Raw genomic sequence first — 22,321 nt, 5'->3', positions numbered from 1 at the left:
TGTCGGAGTCCATGATGAGCGTTGCGATCCCCTTCCTCGCCTTCCTCCTAGCCGGCGCGTTCGCCGCCTACCACCGGCTGCGGCTCGCCTACTGGGCCGCGATCACCATCACGTTGTTGCTGGCCTGCTGGCTGCTCGGCGCCAATGCCACCGCTACCGTCGTCGCGGCCGCCATCGTCGCGCTGATCGCGGTGCCGCTGCTGATCGCACCGGTGCGCAAGGCGCTGATCACCACGCCGCTGCTGACGTTCTTCCGCAAGGTGCTGCCGCCGCTGTCGAAGACCGAGCGCATCGCGCTGGAAACCGGCTCGGTCGGTTTCGAGGGCGAGCTGTTCACCGGCGATCCGGACTGGAACATCCTGCTGAACTACCCCAAGCCGCAGCTGACCGCCGAGGAGCAGGCCTTCCTCGATGGACCGGTCGAGACGCTGTGCGCGATGGTCGACGACTGGGAGCTGACCCATGTCCATGCCGACCTGCCGCCTGAACTGTGGGCCTACATCAAGGAGAACCGCTTCTTCGGGATGATCATCCCCAAGGCCTACGGCGGTCTGGGCTTCTCGGCGCTCGCACACCACAAGGTCATCCAGAAGCTGGCGTCGGTCTCAAGCGTGGTCAGCTCCACGGTCGGCGTGCCGAACTCGCTCGGTCCTGGCGAACTGCTCAATCACTACGGCACCCAGGAGCAGAAGGACTACTACCTGCCGCGCCTGGCGGTCGGCCAGGAAGTGCCCTGCTTCGGGCTGACCGGTCCGTTCGCGGGCTCGGATGCGACCTCGATCCCCGACTACGGCATCGTCTGCAAGGGTGAGTGGAACGGCGCCAACGTGCTCGGTGTGCGGCTGACCTTCGACAAGCGCTACATCACACTGGCCCCGGTCGCCACCTTGATCGGCCTGGCCTTCCGCATGTACGACCCCGAGGGTCTGATCGGCGATACCCAGGACATCGGCATCACGCTGGCGCTGCTGCCGCGCGATACGCCCGGGGTCGAGATCGGCCGCCGCCATTTCCCGCTCAACTCGCCGTTCCAGAACGGCCCCATCCGCGGCAAGGACGTGTTCATCCCGTTGAGCCAGTTGATCGGCGGCGCCGAGATGGCCGGCAAGGGTTGGAACATGCTCAACGAGTGCCTGGCGGTCGGGCGCTCGATCACGTTGCCGTCGACGGCCAGCGGCGGTGCGAAGGCCGGTGCGGTGATCACCGGCGCCTATGCGCGCATCCGCAAGCAGTTCGGGCTGTCGGTCGGGCGCTTCGAAGGCGTCGAGGAAGCGCTGGCGCGCATCGGCGCCAAGGCCTACGCGATCAGCGCGCTGTCGCAGGCCACGGCGGCCGCGGTGGACCGTGGCGATGTGCCGTCGGTACCGTCGGCGATCGCCAAGTATCACTGCACGACGATGAGTCGCGAAGTCATCAGCGATGTCATGGACGTGATCGGCGGCAAGGGCATCATCCTGGGCCCGCGCAACTTCGCCGGCCGCAACTGGCAGGCCGCGCCGATCGCGATCACCGTCGAGGGCGCGAACATCATGACGCGCAGCCTGCTGATCTTCGGACAGGGCGCGATCCTGTGCCATCCGTGGGTCATGAAGGAGATGAAGGCTGCACAGGACCCCGATACCGCGGCGGGCCTGGAAGCGTTCGATCGCAGCCTGTTCGGGCACATCGGTTTCGCGATCTCCAATGCGGTGCGCTCGTTCTGGTTCGGCCTGACCGGTGCGCGCATTGGTGCCGCGCCTGGCGATGCCTACACCCGACGCTACTTCCGCAAGCTCGACCGCTACTCGGCCAATCTTGCGCTGATGGCCGACGTGTCGATGCTGATGCTCGGCGGCAAGCTGAAGTTCAAGGAGTCGCTGTCGGGCCGGCTGGGCGACGTACTCAGCCACATCTACATAACCAGCGCGATCCTCAAGCGTTATCACGACGAGGGTGCGCCCGAAGCCGACAAGCCACTGCTGGCCTGGGCATTCCACGACAGCGTGCACAAGATCGAGACCGCGCTGTCGGCGGCGCTGCGCAATTTCCCGATCCGTCCGGTCGGCTGGTTGATGTGGGCACTGATCTTCCCGCTCGGCCGCCGTGCCGAGGCGCCCGGCGACCGCCTGGGGCACCGTGTGGCGGCGTTGCTGATGAGCCTCAACGATGCGCGCGAGCGACTGGCCGACGGTGTGTTCCTGCAGCCGACCGAGCACAATCCCGGTGGCCGCATCGCCAGCTACCTCGCCAAGGCGGTCGCGGCCGAGCCGGTGGAGCGCAAGTTCCTCAAAGCGCTCAAGAGCAAGGGCATCGAGGCGCTGGACTACGACGCCCAGTTGGACGAGGCGGTGCGCGAGGGCCACATCAGCGCCGAGGAACGTACGCTGCTCGAGGAACTGCGCACGCTGACGCTCGACACGATCACCGTCGACGATTTCGACCCGGAGGAGCTGCGCTCGGCCGGCTACCGCGACCTGGTCGCACGACGTCGGGAAGACGGGTCCCGCGAAGCGGCCTGAGGCCGCGATCCGCGTCCCGAACGGGCACGGTCCTCCTGCAGGCCGTGCCCGTTTTCGTATCTGGAGTCGCGTATGCCATCGAGCAGCCTGTCCGCTGTCGACGCCGCCCTGCTGATCGCGTGCGGCGTGCACAGCCTGGCCTTTGCAGTCTTCCACCTTGCGTTCTGGCGCTTGTTCGGCTGGCCGCGCACGCTGCAGACGACGACGGTCGCCAACCGCGCGATCTTGCAGATCGCCAATGCGCAACTGGTGCTGGTATTCGCCGGCGTCGCGTGGCTGTGTCTGGCGATGCCGGACGCCCTCGCCGGCACGCCGCTGGGGCATGCCGTGCTCGTCGGCATGGCGGCGTTCTGGTGGCTGCGGCTGACGCTGCAGTTCGTCTGGCTCCGCGTGCACAATCGACTGGTGCATGTACTGAGCGCACTGTTCCTGCTCGGCGCGCTGATGTTCACCACACTGGCGGTGGGTGGGCTCGCATCCGGCTGAGGCCGGTCAAGCGCCCCTTACACCGGCGCGTCTAAACGATGGGGCCCTGCCCGCGATCGGGCAGCCGCCGCTCGGCGCGGACGACACGCCAGGCCCCCGCGAGCATGCCTGCGGCGATGCCCACGCCGGCCAGGAACACCACCTGCGAACCCAGTGCGGCCAAGGCCTTGTGCACCCACACGAAAGTGACATCGCCGCCGCGATAGACCGCGGTGTCGATGACCGCCTTGGCCTTGTAGCGCGACTCGCGGTCCACCCGGGTATAGAGCGTCTCGCGCGCGGGCTTCGACAGCGAGAACTCGCTGGCCCGGGTCGCCACCTGGACCACCGCCACCAGCAGCGGATAGGGCGAGGCCGCGAGGAGCGAGAAGCCGACCAGGATCGCGCAGGCAGGCAGCAGCAGCAACGGCGCCACACCGTAGCGGCGCAGCAGCCAACGGGTGAGCAGCAACTGGACGACGATCGTCAGCCCGTTCACGGCCCAGTCGATCGTCGAGTAATAGCGCGTGGCCGCCTCGGCGGTCGCGTACGACGCGCGCACGATCGCCGCCTGTTCGTTGTAGAGCAGCGTGCCCACGCCGACGCCGAAGAACATCAGCAGCGCCAGCCCACGCAGTAGCGGATCGCGGACGATCAACTTCAGCCCGGCCCAGACCGAGCCACCGATCGCACGCTCGTCATGCGCGGCGCGGCGCGCCTCGTTGCGGCGTGCCCAGGCCCGCAGCTTGAGGATGCACAGCAGGCACACGGCGAGGAAGCCTGCGCTGATCAACGGCAGGGTCTGCACCCCGAGACGCCCGACCAGCAACGTCGTGATCAAGGGTCCAAGGAACGCGCCAATCGTGCCGCCCGCGCCGATATAGCCGTAATAGCGCTTGGCGTGCGCATCGTCGAACACGTCAGCCATGAAGCTCCAGAACACGCTGACCGCAAACAGGTTGAACACCGCGATCCAGATGAAGAACAACGCGCCGCGCCCAGGCAAGGCGCTGTCGAAGGCCCACCGAAACGCCATGAGACACGCGATGAAGATCAGGTAGACCACCGGCAGGAACACCCGCCTGGGAAAGCGCGAGACCAGCGCGCCATAGAGCGGCTGCAACACCAGCATCACGAAGAAGGTGCCGGTGAACAGCACCTGGAGCGTGAACTCGCCCAGTGCGATCCCGCGCGCGGCGGCCCAGTCGAGCATGAAGCCCGGGAAGATGGCGACCGCGTCGGTCGAGGCGCCCATCGCATCACGCACCGGGCGCAGCACGTAGTAGCCGCACAGCAGGCAGAAGAAGTACAGCAGCGCCCACCACAGCGGCGGCGACTCGCGCAGCGCACGCCGGAACTGGCCGCGCCCGTGGGGAGCATCGGCGTCAACGTCGGTCATCGGGACACGTGCGGGAGGCGGCTGTCGACGCGCACGTTAGCCGATGCCCCGAGCCACCGCCAGCGCTGGACACCGCGCCCGCCTATCCTTGTCGCCCCGCCCTGCCCACGCATCCGATGCCCCCAACGCCTCCGCCCGTCTACGACTACATCATCGTCGGCGCCGGTTCCGCCGGCTGCGTGCTCGCCCACAGGCTCAGCGCCGACCCGCAGGTCAGAGTGTTGCTGCTCGAGGCCGGCCCAAACGACACCCACCCGTTCCTGCACATGCCCGCGGCGGCGGCCAAGCTCCCCGGCCGCGGCATGACCTGGGACGACACCACCGCGCCGCAGCCGCAGCTCGCCGGGCGCACCCTGCGGTGGCCGCATGGGAAGGTGCTGGGCGGCTCGAGCGCGATCGACGCGATGTGCTACACCCGCGGCGCCCCGGCCGACTACGACGACTGGGCCGCCCACGGCGCCGAGGGCTGGGCCTGGCGCGATGTGCTGCCGTGGTTCCGGCATGCGGAAGGCAATGTGCGCGGCGGCGACATGTTGCATGGCGGCGAGGGGCCGTTGACGGTCTCCGAGCTGCGCCATGTTGACCCGCACACGCGGCGATTCATCGAGGCAGCGCAGCAGGCCGGGCTGCCGGCCAACGCCGACTTCAACGGCCCCCACCCGCTCGGCGTGGGCCTGTACCAGGTGACCCAGCGCGACGGCGCACGCTGCTCGGCGGCGACCGCGTACCTGGACCGTGCGACCCGGGCACGACCCAACCTCACGATCGTGACCGGCGCGCGGGTCAACCGGGTGACATTCGAGCACGACCGTGCGACCGGCGTGGTCTACGCGAGCGCGCGCGGCGCGTTCCATCAGCCTGCGACGCGCGAGGTGCTGTTGTGCGGTGGCGCGGTCAACTCACCGCAACTGCTGATGCTCTCGGGCATCGGCCCGGCGCTGGCGCTGCGCCGGCATGGGCTGCCAGTGGTGCACGACGCGCCGGAGGTCGGGCGCAACCTGCGCGATGCGCTCGGCATCCGCATCGCGCTCCCGAGCGACAGTCCCCCGCGCCGCCGCATGCGTGAGGCGGCGATCGCCTGGGACTACTTCGTCCGCGGCCGGCGCGGTGCGGGGACCAGCAATGGGTTCGAGGCGGGCGGCTTCTTCCGCTCACCGCTCGCCGGCGACGACCGCGCCGACATCCAGCTCCACTTCGCACCGGCACGGCTCGATGGCCACGACCCGCGGTCGTTCGATGCGGGCTGCAGCCTGCGCGCCTGCGTCCTGCGACCGCGCAGTCGCGGCGACGTGCGACTGACCGGCAACCGGATCTCCGACCGGCTGCTCATCGATCCCGGCTACCTCACCGATCCGGCAGGCTTCGACCTGCGGATGCTGGTCGAGTGCGCGCGCATCGCGCGCACGATCCTGGCGCAAGCCGCCTTCGATGGCATCCGCAACGCGCCGCTGCCACCGGGCGACGCAGCCTCGGACGCCGACCTCGCCGCGTTCGTGCGCGACCAGGCCGAGTCGGTCCATCGCGCGGCCGGCACCTGCCGCATGGGCACCGACGCCCAGGCCGTCGTCGATCCGCAACTGCGGGTCCGTGGGGTCGCCGGCCTGCGTGTCGTCGATGCCTCGGTCATGCCGACGCTGCCCGGCGGCGACCTCAATGCGCCGGTGGTCATGCTCGCCGAACGCGCCACCGCCTTGATCCAGCAGGCCTGATCCAACAGGCCTGATCCAGCAGGCCTGGTCCAGCAGGCCTGGTCCGGCAGATCTGCTCAGGCAGAATTGATCAGGCAGCACCGAACAGCCGATCCGGCGCCGGCTCGAGCGCGGCGGGCAGCGGACAGTGCAGCACGCCGCAGATCGTGCGCAGCAGTTCGGATTCGGCGACGCCGATGCGGCCATCGTGGCTGGCGGCCGCGGTGATGGCCTCGACCATCACCTGCTTGGCCAACGGGTCGAGCGCGTCGAGCGGCGCCCAGACCGTATCGAGTGCCTGCACGCCGGCGACCGGCGGCGCGTACGGCAAGTGGTCGCCCGGTAACACCCGCAGCATGCCCGCGAGATAAGCGCGCCGGGCCGCCGCTGGATCATCGGGATGGCCGGCCTGCGCGACCACCGCGAGCAAGGTCGCGAACTCTTGCTTGACGTCGCCAGGCTTGCGACGCCCGAAGCGGACATGGCGCGCCGGCGCGAGCGCCTCGCGGACCTGCGCGTTCAGCAGCCGCCCCAGGCAGTACTCGAACAGCGAGACGTGGTCGTCGGCGTGCACCACCGCGTGGATCGTGTCCAGGAACGCGGCGAGTGCTGGCCTCGCCTGGCGTCGCAGCACCGGGAAGGCGAGTGCGGCCAACGGCAGGCGCAACATCGGGTGGAGCGTGCGCAGATGGGCCTGGCGCAGGTGATCGGCCTCGATCGCGGCGGCCTGACCGAGCCGGCTCGCGATCGCCTCGTGCTGCAGACCGCGCACGCCCGCATCGTCGTCGAGCAACAGTCCTAGCAGCAGCGGCATCACCGAGTCCCGATGCAGGGCCACCGCACGCAGGTCGTCACCGATCGCCGACACCAGCGCATGCGCCCGCGCGTAATCGTCCTGGTGCGGCTGGGCGACCTGCGCCGACACCCCGCGCGGGTCCAGGGCCATCGAGCCGCCGGCCTGCGGCAAGGCCTGCGCCGCGGGCAGCAGGCCCAGCGCGGCGTCCTCTCCCAGTCCGTCAGGCGGCGACTGCCACCACTGCAGCTGCAGCCGCGTCAGCTGCTCGGCATCGAACCCCGGTTCGAGCGCCTGGATGCGCTGCAGCAGCGGCGGGTGCGTGGCGAACAACCCGCGCAGGCCCAGCCCATCGCCGAACAGCATGTGGCTGGCTTCTTCGGCCGCGTCGCGGCGCTCGAAGCGCGAGCCGCCTGTCGTGCCCGCGATCTTCTTCAAGGCGCCGGCGATGCCGGCGGTCTGGCGCGTGAACTGCACGGCCGAGGCATCGGCCAATTCCTCGCGGCTGCGGCTTATGCCCGCCTTGATCATGCGTGCGAAGAACGTACCGACGCTGCCAACGACGATCGCCACGAACGCCAGCCCCATCCATGCAGTGACCAGGCTGTAACGCGCATGGCGGCCGTGCACCAGTACCTTGCGACCGGCGACGCCGATCATCAGCACGCCGAACAGCACGCCCATCAGCCGCACGTTCAAGCGCATGTCGCCGTTGAGGATGTGGCTGAACTCGTGCGCGACCACGCCCTGCAGTTCGTCGCGGTTGAGCCGGTCGAGCGCACCGCGGGTCACCGCGACTGCGGCGTCGGAGGCCGCGTAGCCGGCGGCGAAGGCATTGATGCCGGGCTCGCCCTCGAGCACGTAGATCTTCGGCACTGGGATGCCCGATGCGATCGCCATCTCCTCGACGACGTTGCGCAGCCGGCGCAGTTGCACGTCCTGAGTGTCCTCAACGACCGGCGTGCCGCCGAGTTGGCGCGCGACCCGGTCGCCACCGCCGCGCAATGTCGCGATGCGGTACAGCGAACCGATCACGATCGTGCCGGCCGTCAGCGCCGTCGCCCAGGCCAGCGTCGCGACGTGCGGCCCGACCAGCCACCACACCGCAACGTCGACGAGCGCGACAATCCCGAGCACGGCCAGCGACAGCAGCACCACCAGCCGTGTCGACTGTCGTCTGGCCTGGGCCTGGCGTTCGAAGAAGTTCATGGCAGCCCGGGATCAGGGCAACGGGACCGCAGACAGGCGGCGCGCCTCGTCCCGTCCCCGATGCGCAAACCCCGCTCCCCGTGGCTCAGAAGCGCACCTTGGGCGCGTCGCGGACCTCGGCGCGATCGGCGGGGATATCGAGCAGCGCCGCCGGCCGGAAGCGGAAATTGTTGGCGACCAGGCTCGACGGGAACACCTCGCGCCGATTGTTGTAGGCCATGACCGCATCGTTGTAGGCCTGGCGCGCGAAGGCGACCTTGTTCTCGGTGCTGGTCAGTTCCTCGGTCAGCTGCTGCATGGTCTGGCTGGCCTTGAGATCGGGGTAGGCTTCCGACACCGCCAGCAACCGGCCCAACGCGCCGTCGAGCGCGCTCTGCGACTGCGCGAGTCTGCCCATCGCGGCCGGGTCGCCGGGGGCTGCCTTGGCCGCTGCGAGTCCGGCCTGGGCCGCGCTGCGTGCGGAAATCACCGCCTCGAGCGTCTGCCTCTCGTGCTGCAGATACCCCTTGGCGGTCTCCACGAGGTTGGGAATCAGGTCGAAGCGCCGCTGGAGTTGCACGTCGATCTGCGCGAACGCGTTGCGGTAGGCGTTGCGGGCGGTGATCAGCCCGTTGTAGATCCCCACACCCCACAAGACCAGTGCGAAGAGCACACCGATAAAAGCCAGCAGGATCAGCAGGCTACCCATCAAACTTCCCCTTGTTCATGCAAACCGGATTTGACGCGCTATATCATCCCCGCTATCGCCGGAGCATACGCAGGGGGAAGGCCCGATGAAAAGCCGACATCCAGCTCGTCGCCCGCTCGCCCGGATCGGCCTGATCGGTCTGCTGTTGCCCGCCGCGCTCGGCTCGGCGGCGCAGAGCCCGCCTGCGGAGAGCGAAGCCGCCGACGACATTGCCGAGGTCGCCTCGGTGGTGCCATTGAACGAACGCCCGTTGGCCCGCAGCCGCGAGGACGCAGTCAAGCCCAAGCCGTTGATGCCGGTGCGCCAGCCCAAGCCCCTGGCCGGTGGCTTCGATGTTGCGCTGTTCGAGGCGATGGCGCAGGACCTGGTCGCCAATCAGCGCGTGCCCGGCCTGGCGATGGCGATCGTCCACAACGGCCAGGTGCTGAGCGCGCGCGGCTATGGCATCACCGACGTTAAGTCGGCCGAGCCGGTCGATGCGCACACCGTGTTCCGGCTCGCCTCGCTGTCGAAGTCCTTCGCCGGCACCATCACCGGCCTGCTGGTATCCGAAGGCGCACTGCGCTGGGACAGCCACGTGGTCGACTACATGCCGTCGCTGCGCTTCTCCGATCCCTCGGCCGCGCAGCAGCTCACCGTCGCCGACGTCCTGAGCCATCGCGTCGGCCTGGGCCGCAACACCTACGACCGCGACATCGAGCGCAACGCCGACTATCACGATCTGGTGCAGCGGCTCTCGGCCGCGCCGATGACCTGCCAGCCCGGTAACTGCTACGCCTACCAGAACGTCGCTTTCAGCCTGATCGGCGACGTCGTGTTCGCGACTTCCGGCCAGTTCTTCAGCGAGGCGGTGTCGCGGCGGATCTTCAAGCCGCTGGGCATGAACGACGCCAGCTATGGCCTGGAGGGCATCCAGGCCAGTCCGCGCTGGGCCAAGCCGCACGTGCGCGCGGGCGGCGGCTGGACCTCGCTGATGCCCAAGCCGACCTACTACCGGCTCGCCCCGGCTGCGGGCGTCAACGCCAGCATCGCCGACATGGCCCAGTGGATGCTCGGCCAGACCGGGCACCGCCCCGACGTGTTGCCTGCACCGCTGCTGGCGACGCTGCAGGCCCCGATCGTCGGCACCCCACCCGAGATGCGCAACTCGTCCTGGCGTCGCGACCGGCTCGAGGCGGCCGGCTACGGGCTGGGCTGGCGCGTGTTCGATTACTCGGGCGAGCGCGTGGTCTTCCACGGCGGCGCCGTGCAGGGCTACCGCGGCCTGATGGCGATGATGCCCGAGCGCGACCTGGGCATCGTCGTGCTGTGGAACAGCGAGAGCAGCCTGCCGTCCGGCCTGATGCCGACGATCCTCGACCGCGCCATCGGCCTGCCGCCGCAGCGCTGGCTCGACGTCGACCCGAACATCGAGCTGCTGCACGCCCAGCGCAGTCCCGCACCGACGCATGCACCCAGCGGCGGCAGCACCACGCACCGCGCCGCCGCCACGCCCGAATGATCCCGACGCCCCGGCACGTGCCGGGGCGCGTCGCGCAGCTCAGCCGACTGCGGGCCCGCCCGCCTGCGCGATCAGTTCCTCGAGTCTCGCAGCAGTGACCGGCCCGAGGATCTTCTCGACCACCCGACCGTCGGGCCCGATGAGATAGGTCATCGGCAGGCCCTTGGGCGTCTCGAAATCGGCCGGCGGCTCGAAGGTGTCGACGATCGCGATCGGATAGACCACCGGGCGTGCCTCAAGGAACGTGCGCAGATCCTCGGCGGTGGTGTCCTCGTAGGCCAGTCCCACGACCTGCACATGCTCGCGCATCGCGTCGAGTGCCGACAGCTCGGGCATCTCCTTCAGGCACGGCGCGCACCAGGTGGCCCAGAAATTGACGACGACCCATTGCCCGCGGTGCTCGGCCAGATCGAACGTACCGCCGTCGATCGTCTCGACCCGTAGCGCCGGCTGCTCGCGCGACGATGCCGGCGCGGTATCGCCAGCAGGCGTGGCCGCGGCGCGATCGTCGACCGGGGCGGCAGCCTCATCGCCGCGCTGGCAGGCGACGAGGGCAGCGGCGAGGGCGAGGCAGGGAACGAGGCGGCGGATCATGCGGAAGTCTCCGGTGGGGCGTAGACGCTGGCAACCCGGCGCTTGAGCAGGTCGCGCAAGGGAATGCGCAGGTCGTCGAGGGCGGCCGACGCGGCGACGCCCAGAGGGTCGTCGCGGCACGGCAGGAGCGCTTCCTCGATCGGGATGCGCAGATGGCAGGCTTCGTAGAGCTCGGCCAGGCTCAGGCCGTCGAGGTCGCGGGCCAGCAGCCATTCGCCGGTCTCGGCGCGACGCAGCAGCTGGATCTCCTCCAGTTGGGCGAGCATCTGCTGGACCAGGGCGTCGGTCAGCATCGGCTCCAGCGCCTGGATCTCGTCGCTGTGCAGGCCGCGCCCGGACGGGCGCGCCTCGGCGAAGCGGCCGAGCATGCGCAGCAGGCCATAGAGTTCGTAGCCGCGCGGCAGGCGCAGGTGCGCCGGTTGATAGCGGAAGGCCGAGATCGACGACGCGAACGAGGCGCCGAGCAGGATCGCGACCCAGCCCAGATACACCCACAGCAGGAAGATCGGCAGGAACGCGATCTGACCGTAGATCTTTTCGTAGGCACTGAAGCTGCCCAGATACAGGCCGATGCCCCACTTCACCAGTTCCGACAGCAGCACCGACAGCGCGGCGCCTGCGAACGCATGCCGCCACTGCACGGTGCGGTGCGGGACGACCCGGAAGATCGTCGCGAATGCCGTCAGTTCGATCAGCATCGGCGCCGCCCACAGCATCGCGCCGCGCAACCAGCGCCCCGACTCGGTACTGAAGATCTCCAGCGCGAAGAACCGCGCCGACACCGCCAGGCTCGCGGTCGCGATCAGCGCGCCAAGCGTGAGCACGGTCCAGTACACCAGGAAGCGGCCGACCGTCGGCCGCGCCGACTTCACCCGCCAGATCCGATTGAAGGTGCCCTCGATGCTGAGCAGCGTGACCAACACCGAGATCACCAGCGCCACCACGCCGATCGTCGTCAGTTGCCCGGTATTGGCCGACAGTTGCAGCAGCACCGCTTCCACCGCGCGCGCGCTGCTGGGCACGAAGTTGGAGAAGATGTAATCGCTGAGCTGGTCGCGCCACTGGCCGAATGCGGGGAACGCGGTCAGCACGCCGAACACCACCATCGACAGCGGTACCAGCGCAAACACAGTCGTGAAGGCCAGCGCACCGGCCGCCTCGAACAAGCGGTCGTCGAGAAAGCGCCGCCACAAAAAACGCGCGAACGACAGCGCCCGTGCGCGGTCGGTGATGCGCTCGCTCCAGCGGCTCAGGGTGTCGAGCGGTTCCATCGGCGCAGCGTAGCAAAGCGATGACGCGGGCAGCGCGGAGGGTCCCGGTGCCCGCGGCCGGACACCGCCGCCTGGGCCTGTCACACTGAACGTCCTGCACCGCAGATCGTATCGATGCCCGAAATCCTCGTTCTTTACTACAGCCGCAACGGCTCGGTTGCCCGCCTCGCCCGCCAGATCGCGCGGGGCATCGGCGAAGTCGACGGCATGCAGGCCCGGCTGCGCACCGTGCCACCGGTCGCCGCCATCACCCAGGCCGCCGCGCCGCCGGTGCCCGAGGACGGCGCACCTTACGTCGAACGCGCCGACCTGGCCGAGTGCGCCGGCCTGCTGCTTGGCAGCCCGACCCGGTTCGGCAACATGGCCGCCCCGCTCAAGCACTTCCTCGACGGCCTGGGCGCCGAATGGGCGAGCGGCACGCTGGTCGGCAAGCCGGCCGGGGTATTCACCTCGACCGCGACCCAGCATGGCGGCCAGGAGGCGACGCTGCTGACGATGCTCGTGCCGCTGCTGCATCACGGCTGCGTGATCGCCGGCATTCCCTACACCGAGCCCGCGCTGACCAGCACGCGCGGCGGCGGCACGCCGTACGGCGCCAGCCACGTCGCCGGTCAGCAGGACGACCCACAGCCGAGCGACGACGAGGCCGTGCTCGCCCGCGCGCTGGGCCGGCGGATCGCGATGCTGGCCGGCAAGCTCGCGGCATGAGGGCCGGAGGTTCGCGCCCCGTGCTCGCCGGCGCGCTCGCCGCGATCGCGCTGCTGTACCTGGCCTGGCACTGGGGCGATGCGCATTTCGGCGCGGCCTTGCTGGTATTCGTGCTGCCGCCGCTGCTGCTGCTCGCCGGCGTGCTGCGCGGCGCGCCCAGCGCGCCGTTGTGGTCGGGCATTGCAGCGCTGTTCTGGTTCTCGCACGGGGTGATGTACGCCTGGTCGCAGCCCGAGCAGGGGCACTTTGCCTGGGCCGGCATCGCGCTGTCGCTGATCGTCGTGTTCTCGGCCAGCCTGCCGGGCATGCGCGCGCGCTTCTCGCGCAAGCGCAGCGACGCATGAGCGGCGACGGCGCAAGGCCGGGCACCGCGTGCCGAGCATTGGATCGCTGATCGCGCAGTCACGATCGGCCCCGCTATCATTCCCCCCACTCCACACAGATGTCATGGCAATGGACGAGCTGCTGATCGTCACCACCGGTGGCACGATCGACAAGATCTACTTCGACGACAAATCGGACTACCAGGTCGGCGAACCGCAGATCGGACGCATGCTCGAGGAGTTGGGCGTCGCGTTCCGGTTCCGGGTCATTCCGATCATCCGCAAGGATTCGCTGCACATCACCGACGACGACCGCGAGCTGATCCGCGCGACGATCGCCGCGCAGCCTGCACGCCACGTGCTACTGACCCATGGCACCGACTCGATGGTCGAGACCGCGAAGGTGCTGGCCTCGATCACCGACAAGACCATCGTGCTGACCGGGGCACTGAGCCCGGCGCGCTTCCGCGGCTCGGACGCCGAATTCAATATCGGCACCGCAGTGGGGGCCGTCCAGTCCAAGCCACCGGGGGTCTACGTGGCGATGAACGGCCGGATCTGGGACCCGCTCAAGGTCCGCAAGAATGTCGAGGCCAACCGCTTCGAGCCGGTGGCCTGAGGAAGCGCCCCGCCCTTCAGCGCTGGATGGTCATGACGCCGTCGGGTTCGGCGTAGTCGACATCGGCATCGGCTTGCAACGCCTCGAGCAGGCGGCGTGTGCCGGCCGCGTCGAGCGCGGGGTCGACCGAGAACACATCCGCCCCGACGGCCAGTCGGCGCAGCCACGACAGCTTCGGCGCCGAAGCCGCCTTGCCAGTCTGCGGCAGGGCCTCGGCCACCTGGTCCAGGTGCGTCTGCACGGCGTGCGGGTCGCGCGCCGGCTCGGTGCCGGCCCGATACTTGACGATGAAACGCTGCTGCATGGCGGGCTCATTGTGCGGCGCGGGCGCGTCGGGGCCACGCGAGGCCATCAGCGCCGCGACCGGTGCGCACAGCACCGCCACGGCCAGAATGGCGTAGCCCATCGAAATCGGACGCATGACCCTGCCCTGTCGAAACCGCGGACTGCGGCGTGGTCGAGCATGCCTTCATGCTGGCGATGCCGGGATGAAGGCCGCAAGACGATTGCGCGACATGCTGCACTGTCCCGCCAGACAGCCGCCGGCGCCGCATCGCACGCTCGATCCACGGCGGCTACAGGCATCCCTGCCTGCAACCGCCGCCGATCAGGCATTCACGATCAGTATTCGGCCGTCAAGGTGACGCCCGAAATCGCCGAGTAGGCGTGCACCATCACATGCCATGTGCCGGGCTGCGGATTGACGAATGAGCAGCTTTCCTCGTTGCCGAAGCGATAGGGTCGGCAGTCGTAGGCACTGGTCGTGGGCTGCTCGCCGTAGCGCACGTACAGGTCGCCGTCGCCGGTGCCGCCGCTCATCGTCACATCCAGGCTCATGGTGCCGGCTGGCACCTGCACCGTCCAATACTGCGCGCTGCCCGCTTCGCCTGAGATGCCGGTCACCGGCACGCCGTTGCGCAGCGATCCCTGGCCGCCGCCGTCGCTGGGCTCGGCATGGCGCGCCTGGAGCCTGACGTTGGCGAAGGCCGCGGTGCCCACCAGCTTGATGTAGTAGGTGCCGGCTTCCGGGTCGACGATCCGGATCGACTCGTTGTTGCCGGGCCGCTGGGAGCGGAAATCGGCCGCGTCCGGGCCAGGCTCGGCGTCGCGGCTGACGTACAGCGAGACGTTGCCGGTGCCGCCCGAGGTCGTGATCAGCAGCGGGCCGCTGACGCCTTCGGGCACGACCAGGCTGTAAAGCTGCTCGCTGCCCGCCGCGCCACTCAGGCCCGGAACGGCCACGCCGTTCTCGATCGCGATTGCGTCCGGACCGGTGTCCCCAACCTCCAGGGACTCGCTATGGCTGTGGCTGCGGCCCTCGGTGTCGGTCACCGTCAGCGTGACCGTATAGGTCCCGGCTTCGGCATAGGTGTGCACCGGGCTGGCCTGGGTCGAACTGGCGCCATCGCCGAACGTCCACGACCGGCTGTCGATCGCGTCCTCGCCTGCAGTGGAGGCGTCGGTGAAGGTCACGGTCAGCGTGTCGGGATCGATCGCATAGGTGAAGTCTGCGGTCGGCGCACCCGGTTCCACGCCGCCGTCGGCGGTCAGGGTATCGACGAACTGCGCACCGGTGCCGCCCGCATCGAGCCAACTCGCCAGCGAGGTCGCTGCGGTGCCGCCGCCGGTCCAGGAGGTGAACAGCCGGCCGTACCAGTCGACGTGGTCGGCGCCGGTCGTCGTGCAGGAGGCGTAGCCGCCATGCAACTGGCCGATCACACGGCCCTCGGGGCTGTAGAGCGGCGAGCCCGAGGATCCGCCTTCGGTGGTGCCACGCGGGTTCCACTGCACCCACAGATGGCTGTTGCCACTGGCGCCCAGGTAGCCCTCGACGCGCAACGGATTGTCGGAATGGGTGATGCGCTTCTCGGCCACCCGCGGATGGTGGATGCCGGTGGCGCCGCTCGGTGCGAGATCGCGGCGGTCCCAGCCCGACCAGCTCAGTGCGAACGCCGGGTCGGCCGGGGTGTCGAGCTCGAGCAGGGTGAAGTCAGAGCCGGCATGGGTCGCGCGCACGACCGCGCCAGTCTGGTTCTGCGCCAGGCTGCCATCGCCGTTGGCCCCACTGGCGGAGCTGCCCGGCGTGCGGCAGGTCGAATTCTCGTAGTTCCAGTACACGACGATGCTGGCCGCCGCGTCCGCGGTGCCCATGCTGCAATGGTGCGCGGTCAGGAAGTACATCTTGCGATCGCCGGCGGTGTTGTTGAGCAACGAGCCGCTGCAGTAGAACGTACCGAAGCGCGAGTACGCGCCGACGGAAGGGATCTCCTCACGGAAGTCGTCGCCGTCGGGGCAGACCACATCGACGTTGCAACTGCCCGACACGCCCTTGGTCTGTGCCAGCGCGCCTTCGCGCGCGAGCCGACCGAAGCCGACGTAGTCGTGGTTGACGCTGGTCAGCCGCAGCTTGAGTTCGGGCAGCTTGGCCTTCGGCACCACGACTTCCAGCACCGCACTGTCGCCCGGCACGATCGGCGTCCACAGCGCGCCGTGCGGCTTGTTGTCGGCGGCGTCGAAGGCGCGGATCGCCTCGGGGTCGGCGTTGCGGTCCAGCCCCGCCGGATAGATCAGCAGGCGCCCGCCCTCGGGCATGTGGTACTCGGAGAAACCGAAGTTCAGCGACAGCGCATCCTTCGATTCCACACGCAGCCGCCAGACGAGGTTGCCGCCGGCGATCTCGTCCCAGTCGCCGGCATCGGCCGGCGTCAGGTCCACGGCCAGCGGCGCGGCGAACCGCACCGGGCGCAGGCCCTGGGTGCGCGATTGCCGGGCGTCCTCGGCGCGCAGCCGGGCGACGTCCACACCCGGCATGCGCTTGAGCTCGACAGTGTGTTCGGCCGGCAACCGATTGGCGAACGCCGCGGGTCGCGCGTCGCGCGGCGCCGCCGTCGCGATGCCGAGCGATAACGCGCCGGCGGTGAGGCTTGCGATCAGAGTCTTCATCCCTTTCTACCCCTGGTTGGATTGCACCGAAAAAACGGAGCACGCCGAAGACCGGTGTGCTCCGCCGGCGACACGCGCGACGATCACGGCGTGCCGCCTGCCCTCTATCCCCGAGCCCTGCATCCCCGCCGCGCTAGTTGTGATCGGCGCGCAACGTGACCCCCGAGAACGATGAATAACCGCGCACCAGGACGTGGTACGTCCCGGCTTGCGGCGCGGCGAACGCGCAGCTTTCGTTGTTGCCCGACCGGTAGGGACGGCAGTCCCAGGTCGAGGTCGTCGGCTGCGCGCCGCGCCGGACGTACAGGTCGGCATCGCCGCTGCCCCCAGACAGTGCGATGACGAGGTTGGTCGCCCCCGACGGCACGTTGACCGTCCAGAACTGGCTGCTGCCGGTGCCGCCCGACAGCCCGGTGATCGGCGTGCCCACGACCAGACTGCCGTCGCCCGGATCGGGTCCCGGGCCGGTACCGCCGCCCGACGCGGCATCCACCGCGGCCTTCGCATCGACGATGCCCGCGCCGATCGGCTGGGACGGGGTCGATGGGAACGCGCGCGCCGTGCTGATCAGCAGGGCCTTGATCTGGGCCGGCGTCTTGGCCGGATTGGACACCGACTGCACCAGCGCGACCACACCGGCGACATGCGGTGCGGCCATCGAGGTGCCGTCGTAGGAGGCGTAGCTCTCGCTGCCCGGCGTGGTCTGGCCGCTGTTGAGCGTGGAGACGATGCCCGAGCCGGGCGCCGAGAGCGTGATGCCGGTGCCGTAGTTGGAGAAGCTCGACCGCGCACCGGTGCTGGTATTGGAAGCGACCGCGATGACATCGGCGCAGTTGGCCGGCGAGAAGCCCGAGACGTTGGCGTTGCTGTTGCCAGCGGCGATCACAAGCGTGGTACCGCGGCCGATCGCACCATTGATCGCACTTTGCATCGTGTTGCCGCAGGTGCCGCGTCCGCCCAGGCTCAGGTTGATGACCTCGGCCGGATTCTGGTTGGCGGGCACCCCGGAGACCGTACCGCCCGAGGCCCAGATCACCGCGTCGGCGATGTCGGAGTCGTAACCGCCGCCCCGGCCAAGGACGCGGACGGGCACCACCTTGGCCAGCGGCGCGGTGCCGGCCACGCCGACGCCGTTGTTGGTGACCGCCGCGACCGTGCCCGCGACGTGCGTGCCATGCCAGCTCGAGGCATAGATGCCGTCGAAATCGCCCGGATCGCTGGGATCAGCATCGCGGCCATTGCCATCGCCTGCGATCGTCGGATCACTGATGAAGTCGTAGCCGGGCAGGATGTTGGCATTCAGGTCGCTGTGCGAGGTGATGCCGGTATCGAGCACCGCGACGACGGTGCCAGCACCGCGGGTCACGTCCCAGGCGGTGGTCGCGCGGATGCCTCCGGCTCCGGTGCCGAACCCGTACTGCTGGCTGAAGCGCGGATCGTTGGGCGTCCACAGCACGTGGTTGCGCTTGTCGACCTCGACGTACTCGACATCGGGATCGGCGGCGAGTTGGCGCATCACCGATTCGGCATCGGCCCGATCCAGCTTGCGGCTGGTGCGCACGACATCGGCGCCGACCGCGGTGCGTCGCAGGTGCTCGAGCCGCAGCTGCTTGCCGCCGCCGACGGCCAGGCGACCGGCCACGGTCCCCAGCGCCGCATTGATCGAGGCCGGCTGCGCCTGCGCGGCGCTGCCGTCCCGATATTTGACGATGAAGCGATCGTGCTGCTCGGCCGATTGCAGCCCGGCGAGATCGAGCCGCTCGACCGCCTGCGCCGCGGCCAGCGGCGCTGCGAGCGCCAGCAGCGTTGCCGCCACAAGGGCGCGGCGCTGAAGGCGACGGGAGGGAATGGACATCTTCGACATGGGAAACCCCGAAACGGTGGGCGCGCCGACGCTGCGGCGCGGGGCCGGAGTCGGACACATCGCGATGGGCGATGGCCGACCCGCAACGTATGCGGCATGACGAAACTGACCGCAAACTGACGCTACGCGACAGTCATGTTCGCGTGCAATGGCCGTTCCCGTTAATTTTTAGATAATAAATGCGGCGAGCATCACACTTTCGCATGATGCTCTGCGTTCAGCCATGTGAGCGGCGCTGCATATGCCGCACAACGGGGACGTGGGCGCGGGCAAGTCACGCGCAAAAAACAGCACGCGATCACGGCAGAACGCATTGAAGCGGATGCCCGGCATGCCAGCAGCGCCGTGCGGTCGGCGTCGAACAGCGCGTCCACCGGCACGCAATCGCACGCCCTGCGCGCCTGCGCCGTGGATCTGAGGATGGACGGCGCGGCGGCGCCGTCAGAGCATGCCGGTCTCGAGTTGCGCGGCTTCGGACATCATCGACCGGTTCCACGGCGGATCGAACACCAGTTCGACATCGGCCTCGTCGACCGTCGGGATGAGTTCGAGCTTGCTGCGCACGTCGTCGACCAGGATCTCGCCCATGCCGCAGCCCGGCGCGGTCAGCGTCATCCGCACCTCGACCTTGCGGTGCCCGTTGTCGACCGGAATCACCACGGCCTCGTAGACCAGACCCAGATCGACGACGTTGATCGGAATCTCGGGGTCGAAGCAGGTCCGCAACTGGTGCCAGACCATGCGCTCGACCGCGGCATCGTCGGCGTCGTCGGGCAGTTCCAGCGGCACCGGCGGCTCCTTGCCGATCGCATCGGCGTCGCGGCCGGCAATCCGGAACAGATTGCCCTCGACGAATACGGTGTAGCTGCCGCCCAGTGCCTGAGTGATGTAGCCGGCGCTGCCGGCCGGCAGCGTCACCTCCTCGCCCTGGGGGACGAGGACGGCTTCGCAATCGCGTTCGAAACGGACGGGTTCGCTGCTGCGGGAGTACATGGCCCAGGACATGAGGGCCGGAAGCGGCCGCGACAAGGCTGTCATTGTATCGCTGCCCGCCGGTATGCTGACCCACCATTCCCGCGATGCTGTCTTCCATGTCCGAACCCGCCCGCGCCCGGCGCTGGCCGCTGGCGATCGGTCTGCTGCTGCTCGGCAGCGCCGGCATTGCCGCCGCCTGGATCCTGCTGGCCGATGCGCTGGGCGCGCAAGGCGCCTGGATGGCCGTGGTCGCCGCGCTCGACGCAGCACTGCTGGTCCGCCTGGCCCGGCTCCGCCCCGGCCTGGTGCGCGCGCTCGCGGGCACAGCCGCGACGCTGCTGGCGATCGTCATCGCCAACTGGGGCATCGTCGCCACCCAACTCGCCCGCCCGATGGGGCTGATGCCCTGGGAGTCGGCACTCAAACTCGGCCCGCACCACGCCTGGACCCTCGCCGGCCTGGCCAACACACCGGCCGATCTGGCCTGGCTCGGCGCCGGGCTGGTGATCGCGGCGGTCCTCGCCCGCTAGACCTGTGATGCGGTGTCGGACACGCAAGCAGACCGGCCTGCGTAGCGTGAGAGCATCAGCGTCCGGCCCTTCGTTTCAGCAACCAGGGCAGCGCGACACCGGCCCCGAACGCCGCATACACGGCGAACAGGTCACGGTCGCGCAAGCGTTGGTCGAATCCGGGCGACAGGCGCGCCGGCACGACCTTGTAGTCCACCACATACGCCGCCACTGCCATTGCCGCCGCCAGTGCGGCGACCCGCCCCGGCGTGCGGCGGCCGCGCCGGGCGTACTCGAAGCCCGAGGCCCAGAACAGGGAACACGCATGATGAATGCCGTAGCCCATCCCGGTGTACGTCCATGACGGCCGGTCCTGGCGATGCGCCGCCTGTCCCCAGACCCATTGGCTGGTGGCGTTGGTTCCCGCAGCCGGTGCGCGGGTGCGCCGGTGACTGAGCCAGGACACGACCACAGTGGAGAGCAGGCTGGCCGCAGTCCCGGAACGCAGCGCACGCACGAAGGCAAGACGCCAGCGCAGCCGCTGACCGTGCTGGTGGTGGGCGCCAATGGGCTGATCGGCAGTGCGATCGCGGAACGGCTCGAGCGGGCAGGCCATGCGGTAGTCCTCGCCATGCGGCATGTGACGGAGGATGCCGGCCCCGGGCGACGCGTCGCGCTCGACCTCGCCCGACCGTGCCAGGATCAGTGGATGGACGTGTTGCGGACGGTCGATGTCGTGGTGAATGCCGCGGGCATCTTCCGGGAAACGGACGGGGCCAGTTTCGAGCAGGTGCACGTGAGCGGGCCGTGCACGCTGTTCGCGCTGGCGGCAGCGGCCGGCGTGACACGGATCGTGCAGATCTCGGCGCTGGGCGCCCACGCGCAGGCCGCGACGGCCTACTGGCGCAGCAAGGCGGCGGGCGATGCCTGCGTGGCGGCCTTTCCCGGCCGCAGTGTCGTCGTTCGCCCGTCGCTGGTCTTCGCCGAGTCCGGCACAAGCACGCGCCTGTTCCTGGCGCTGGCTGCGCAACCACTCATCGCCCTGCCAGACGGAGGCCGGCAGCGCGTCCAGCCGATTCACCTCGACGACCTGCTCGATGGCGTGACCGCTCTGGTCGAGCACCCCGACCCGCCACCGGTGATCGAGGCGGTCGGGCCCGCACCACTGTCGTTCGCCGACTATCTGCGGACCCTGGCGACGCAGATGGGCCAACGGCTGCGCGTGCTGTCCGCGCCGGCCTGGGCAGTGCGCATGGCGGTGCGGTGGCCGATCCCGGGGCTCGCCCAGGTCCTAGACGCCGATGCGCTGCGCATGCTCGAGGCAGGCAATCATGGCGACGCAGCCCCCTGGCAGGCGTTGCTCGCCCGGCCGCTGCGCCCGGCGACCCGCTTCCTCGCGCCCGGCGCGCGCGCCGACGTGCGCCGCGCTGCCCACCTGCGCGTGCTGCTCCCGATCCTGCGAACAGGCAACTCACTGATGTGGCTGGTCACCGCCTGGGTGTCGGCCTTCGTCTATCCGGTGCAGGCCAGCCTGGAGCTGCTGCAGCGCGCGCATGTGCCCGATGCGCTCGCCCTGCCCTCGCTCTACGGCGCAGCGACGCTGGATGCGCTGCTCGGGTTGGCGGTCTGGCGGCCCCGCTGGCGGCGCGCCGCTTACTGCGCGCAACTGGGGCTGATCGCGTTCTATACGTTGATCATCAGCCTCTGGCTGCCCGAGTACTGGGCGCATCCCTATGGACCGGTGCTCAAGAACCTGCCGGTGCTCGCGTTGATCTATGCCCTACTGAAACTGGACGCCCCCGATGGACATCGCCCTCGTTAAGTTCCTGCACATCCTGTCATCGACGTTCCTGTTCGGCACCGGGGTGGGCACGGCGTTCTACCTGCTGTTCGCAAGCCGCCAGCGCGATCCGGTGGTGGTCGCCGCGGTGGCCCGGCTGGTGGTCATCGCCGACTGGCTGTTCACGGCGACCACGATCGTCGTGCAGCCGTTGACCGGCCTCTATCTGGCGCACCGGCTGCACATTCCACTGTCGACGCCGTGGCTGTACTGGTCGATCGTGCTGTTCGTGATCGCCGGGCTGTGCTGGCTGCCGGTCGTCGGCATCCAGATCCGGCTGCGCGACATCGCGCAGCGGGCCGTCGCCAGCGGCCAGCCGCTGCCGCCGGCTTACGACCGGCACCTGGGGACCTGGGCAGCGATGGGCGTGCCGGCGCTGTTCTCGTTCCTGGCGATCTTCTACCTGATGACCGCCAAGCCGGCGCTCTGATCGG

Annotated in this window: 20 protein-coding genes; 10 read left to right on the top strand and 10 right to left on the bottom strand. The window is 69.4% G+C overall.

Translation table 11 applies throughout. The features are described from left to right. The first annotated feature begins 14 nt into the window (after positions 1-14). On the top strand, positions 15-2,498 hold the full coding sequence (gene fadE, locus BEN78_10540) for an acyl-CoA dehydrogenase (GenBank protein ASR45079.1): 2,484 nt from the start codon (positions 15-17) through the stop codon (positions 2,496-2,498). A gap of 72 nt (positions 2,499-2,570) precedes the next feature. Next, a complete protein-coding gene (locus tag BEN78_10535) occupies positions 2,571-2,984 on the top strand; it encodes a hypothetical protein (protein ASR43742.1) in 414 nt (137 codons plus the stop codon). Positions 2,985-3,015: 31 nt separating this feature from the next. On the opposite strand, the gene BEN78_10530 is transcribed toward BEN78_10535, so the two are convergent. Further along, positions 3,016-4,362 carry a hypothetical protein gene (locus BEN78_10530; GenBank protein ASR43741.1) on the bottom strand — a complete coding sequence of 449 codons (1,347 nt, stop codon included), beginning with the start codon at positions 4,360-4,362 and terminating at the stop codon, positions 3,016-3,018. A gap of 116 nt (positions 4,363-4,478) precedes the next feature. On the opposite strand from BEN78_10530, the gene BEN78_10525 reads away from it, so the two are divergent. Next, positions 4,479-6,071 (top strand): GMC family oxidoreductase, encoded by a 1,593-nt coding sequence (locus tag BEN78_10525; GenBank protein ID ASR43740.1) that lies wholly within the window; start codon positions 4,479-4,481, stop codon positions 6,069-6,071. A 70-nt stretch (positions 6,072-6,141) separates the two neighbouring features. On the opposite strand, the gene BEN78_10520 is transcribed toward BEN78_10525, so the two are convergent. Both BEN78_10520 and BEN78_10515 read right to left on the bottom strand, forming a co-directional pair. Continuing rightward, positions 6,142-8,052: a peptidase M48 Ste24p gene (locus tag BEN78_10520; GenBank protein ASR43739.1), complete on the bottom strand. Its 1,911-nt coding sequence runs from the start codon at positions 8,050-8,052 to the stop codon at positions 6,142-6,144. An 85-nt stretch (positions 8,053-8,137) separates the two neighbouring features. Next, on the bottom strand, positions 8,138-8,740 hold the full coding sequence (locus BEN78_10515) for a hypothetical protein (GenBank protein ID ASR43738.1): 603 nt from the start codon (positions 8,738-8,740) through the stop codon (positions 8,138-8,140). Between the two features lie 85 nt (positions 8,741-8,825). On the opposite strand from BEN78_10515, the gene BEN78_10510 reads away from it, so the two are divergent. After that, complete coding sequence (locus BEN78_10510; protein ASR43737.1) at positions 8,826-10,241, top strand: serine hydrolase; 1,416 nt, start codon at positions 8,826-8,828, stop codon at positions 10,239-10,241. A 39-nt stretch (positions 10,242-10,280) separates the two neighbouring features. On the opposite strand, the gene BEN78_10505 is transcribed toward BEN78_10510, so the two are convergent. Beyond that, entirely contained in the window at positions 10,281-10,835 is a 555-nt protein-coding gene (locus BEN78_10505) for a thioredoxin (GenBank protein ASR43736.1), read from the bottom strand. Then, on the bottom strand, positions 10,832-12,106 hold the full coding sequence (locus BEN78_10500; GenBank protein ASR43735.1) for a hypothetical protein: 1,275 nt from the start codon (positions 12,104-12,106) through the stop codon (positions 10,832-10,834). The genes BEN78_10505 and BEN78_10500 overlap by 4 nt, the downstream gene beginning before the upstream one ends. Before the next feature lie 114 nt (positions 12,107-12,220). Here BEN78_10500 and BEN78_10495 point away from each other — a divergent pair, with 114 nt between their 5' ends. The 3 genes from BEN78_10495 to BEN78_10485 all read left to right on the top strand — a co-directional run bounded on the left by BEN78_10495 (position 12,221) and on the right by BEN78_10485 (position 13,756). Then, on the top strand, positions 12,221-12,814 hold the full coding sequence (locus tag BEN78_10495; GenBank protein ASR43734.1) for an NAD(P)H:quinone oxidoreductase, type IV: 594 nt from the start codon (positions 12,221-12,223) through the stop codon (positions 12,812-12,814). Further along, the gene (locus BEN78_10490) at positions 12,811-13,158 is read left to right on the top strand and encodes a hypothetical protein (GenBank protein ID ASR43733.1); all 348 of its coding nucleotides are present in this window, start codon (positions 12,811-12,813) and stop codon (positions 13,156-13,158) included. The genes BEN78_10495 and BEN78_10490 overlap by 4 nt, the downstream gene beginning before the upstream one ends. 109 nt (positions 13,159-13,267) lie before the next feature. Continuing rightward, positions 13,268-13,756: an asparaginase gene (locus tag BEN78_10485; protein ASR43732.1), complete on the top strand. Its 489-nt coding sequence runs from the start codon at positions 13,268-13,270 to the stop codon at positions 13,754-13,756. Positions 13,757-13,772: 16 nt separating this feature from the next. Here the strand turns inward: BEN78_10485 and BEN78_10480 are convergent, their stop codons facing one another. The 4 genes from BEN78_10480 to BEN78_10465 form a co-directional block, all read right to left on the bottom strand. Then, entirely contained in the window at positions 13,773-14,177 is a 405-nt protein-coding gene (locus tag BEN78_10480) for a hypothetical protein (protein ID ASR43731.1), read from the bottom strand. A 200-nt stretch (positions 14,178-14,377) separates the two neighbouring features. Beyond that, a complete protein-coding gene (locus tag BEN78_10475; protein ID ASR43730.1) occupies positions 14,378-16,699 on the bottom strand; it encodes a hypothetical protein in 2,322 nt (773 codons plus the stop codon). 133 nt (positions 16,700-16,832) lie between these two features. After that, complete coding sequence (locus BEN78_10470; protein ID ASR43729.1) at positions 16,833-18,563, bottom strand: peptidase S8; 1,731 nt, start codon at positions 18,561-18,563, stop codon at positions 16,833-16,835. A gap of 441 nt (positions 18,564-19,004) precedes the next feature. Beyond that, a complete protein-coding gene (locus BEN78_10465; protein ID ASR43728.1) occupies positions 19,005-19,556 on the bottom strand; it encodes a putative Fe-S cluster assembly protein SufT in 552 nt (183 codons plus the stop codon). Positions 19,557-19,642: 86 nt separating this feature from the next. On the opposite strand from BEN78_10465, the gene BEN78_10460 reads away from it, so the two are divergent. Further along, a complete protein-coding gene (locus BEN78_10460) occupies positions 19,643-20,068 on the top strand; it encodes a hypothetical protein (protein ASR43727.1) in 426 nt (141 codons plus the stop codon). A 55-nt stretch (positions 20,069-20,123) separates the two neighbouring features. Here BEN78_10460 and BEN78_10455 read toward each other — a convergent pair whose 3' ends face one another. Further along, complete coding sequence (locus tag BEN78_10455) at positions 20,124-20,585, bottom strand: hypothetical protein (GenBank protein ASR45078.1); 462 nt, start codon at positions 20,583-20,585, stop codon at positions 20,124-20,126. A 3-nt stretch (positions 20,586-20,588) separates the two neighbouring features. Here BEN78_10455 and BEN78_10450 point away from each other — a divergent pair, with 3 nt between their 5' ends. Together BEN78_10450 and BEN78_10445 are read left to right on the top strand one after the other, a co-directional pair. Further along, entirely contained in the window at positions 20,589-21,869 is a 1,281-nt protein-coding gene (locus BEN78_10450; GenBank protein ID ASR45077.1) for a hypothetical protein, read from the top strand. Then, entirely contained in the window at positions 21,850-22,317 is a 468-nt protein-coding gene (locus BEN78_10445; GenBank protein ID ASR43726.1) for a hypothetical protein, read from the top strand. Before BEN78_10450 ends, BEN78_10445 begins: the two co-directional genes overlap by 20 nt. Positions 22,318-22,321 lie beyond the last annotated feature (4 nt).

The organism is Xanthomonas citri pv. mangiferaeindicae, from assembly GCA_002240395.1.
GTDB lineage: Bacteria > Pseudomonadota > Gammaproteobacteria > Xanthomonadales > Xanthomonadaceae > Luteimonas > Luteimonas citri_A.
This window is presented reverse-complemented; position numbering and strand designations above follow the sequence as displayed.

What these genes read in the sequence shown, in the direction of transcription:
- fadE (ASR45079.1), top strand. Translation starts at nt 15, where the DNA reads ATGAGCGTTGCGATCCCCTTCCTCGCCTTCCTCCTAGCCGGCGCGTTC.
- BEN78_10535 (ASR43742.1), top strand. Translation starts at nt 2,571, where the DNA reads ATGCCATCGAGCAGCCTGTCCGCTGTCGACGCCGCCCTGCTGATCGCG.
- BEN78_10530 (ASR43741.1), bottom strand. Translation starts at nt 4,362, where the DNA reads ATGACCGACGTTGACGCCGATGCTCCCCACGGGCGCGGCCAGTTCCGG.
- BEN78_10525 (ASR43740.1), top strand. Translation starts at nt 4,479, where the DNA reads ATGCCCCCAACGCCTCCGCCCGTCTACGACTACATCATCGTCGGCGCC.
- BEN78_10520 (ASR43739.1), bottom strand. Translation starts at nt 8,052, where the DNA reads ATGAACTTCTTCGAACGCCAGGCCCAGGCCAGACGACAGTCGACACGG.
- BEN78_10515 (ASR43738.1), bottom strand. Translation starts at nt 8,740, where the DNA reads ATGGGTAGCCTGCTGATCCTGCTGGCTTTTATCGGTGTGCTCTTCGCA.
- BEN78_10510 (ASR43737.1), top strand. Translation starts at nt 8,826, where the DNA reads ATGAAAAGCCGACATCCAGCTCGTCGCCCGCTCGCCCGGATCGGCCTG.
- BEN78_10505 (ASR43736.1), bottom strand. Translation starts at nt 10,835, where the DNA reads ATGATCCGCCGCCTCGTTCCCTGCCTCGCCCTCGCCGCTGCCCTCGTC.
- BEN78_10500 (ASR43735.1), bottom strand. Translation starts at nt 12,106, where the DNA reads ATGGAACCGCTCGACACCCTGAGCCGCTGGAGCGAGCGCATCACCGAC.
- BEN78_10495 (ASR43734.1), top strand. Translation starts at nt 12,221, where the DNA reads ATGCCCGAAATCCTCGTTCTTTACTACAGCCGCAACGGCTCGGTTGCC.
- BEN78_10490 (ASR43733.1), top strand. Translation starts at nt 12,811, where the DNA reads ATGAGGGCCGGAGGTTCGCGCCCCGTGCTCGCCGGCGCGCTCGCCGCG.
- BEN78_10485 (ASR43732.1), top strand. Translation starts at nt 13,268, where the DNA reads ATGGACGAGCTGCTGATCGTCACCACCGGTGGCACGATCGACAAGATC.
- BEN78_10480 (ASR43731.1), bottom strand. Translation starts at nt 14,177, where the DNA reads ATGCGTCCGATTTCGATGGGCTACGCCATTCTGGCCGTGGCGGTGCTG.
- BEN78_10475 (ASR43730.1), bottom strand. Translation starts at nt 16,699, where the DNA reads ATGAAGACTCTGATCGCAAGCCTCACCGCCGGCGCGTTATCGCTCGGC.
- BEN78_10470 (ASR43729.1), bottom strand. Translation starts at nt 18,563, where the DNA reads ATGTCGAAGATGTCCATTCCCTCCCGTCGCCTTCAGCGCCGCGCCCTT.
- BEN78_10465 (ASR43728.1), bottom strand. Translation starts at nt 19,556, where the DNA reads ATGTACTCCCGCAGCAGCGAACCCGTCCGTTTCGAACGCGATTGCGAA.
- BEN78_10460 (ASR43727.1), top strand. Translation starts at nt 19,643, where the DNA reads ATGCTGTCTTCCATGTCCGAACCCGCCCGCGCCCGGCGCTGGCCGCTG.
- BEN78_10445 (ASR43726.1), top strand. Translation starts at nt 21,850, where the DNA reads ATGGACATCGCCCTCGTTAAGTTCCTGCACATCCTGTCATCGACGTTC.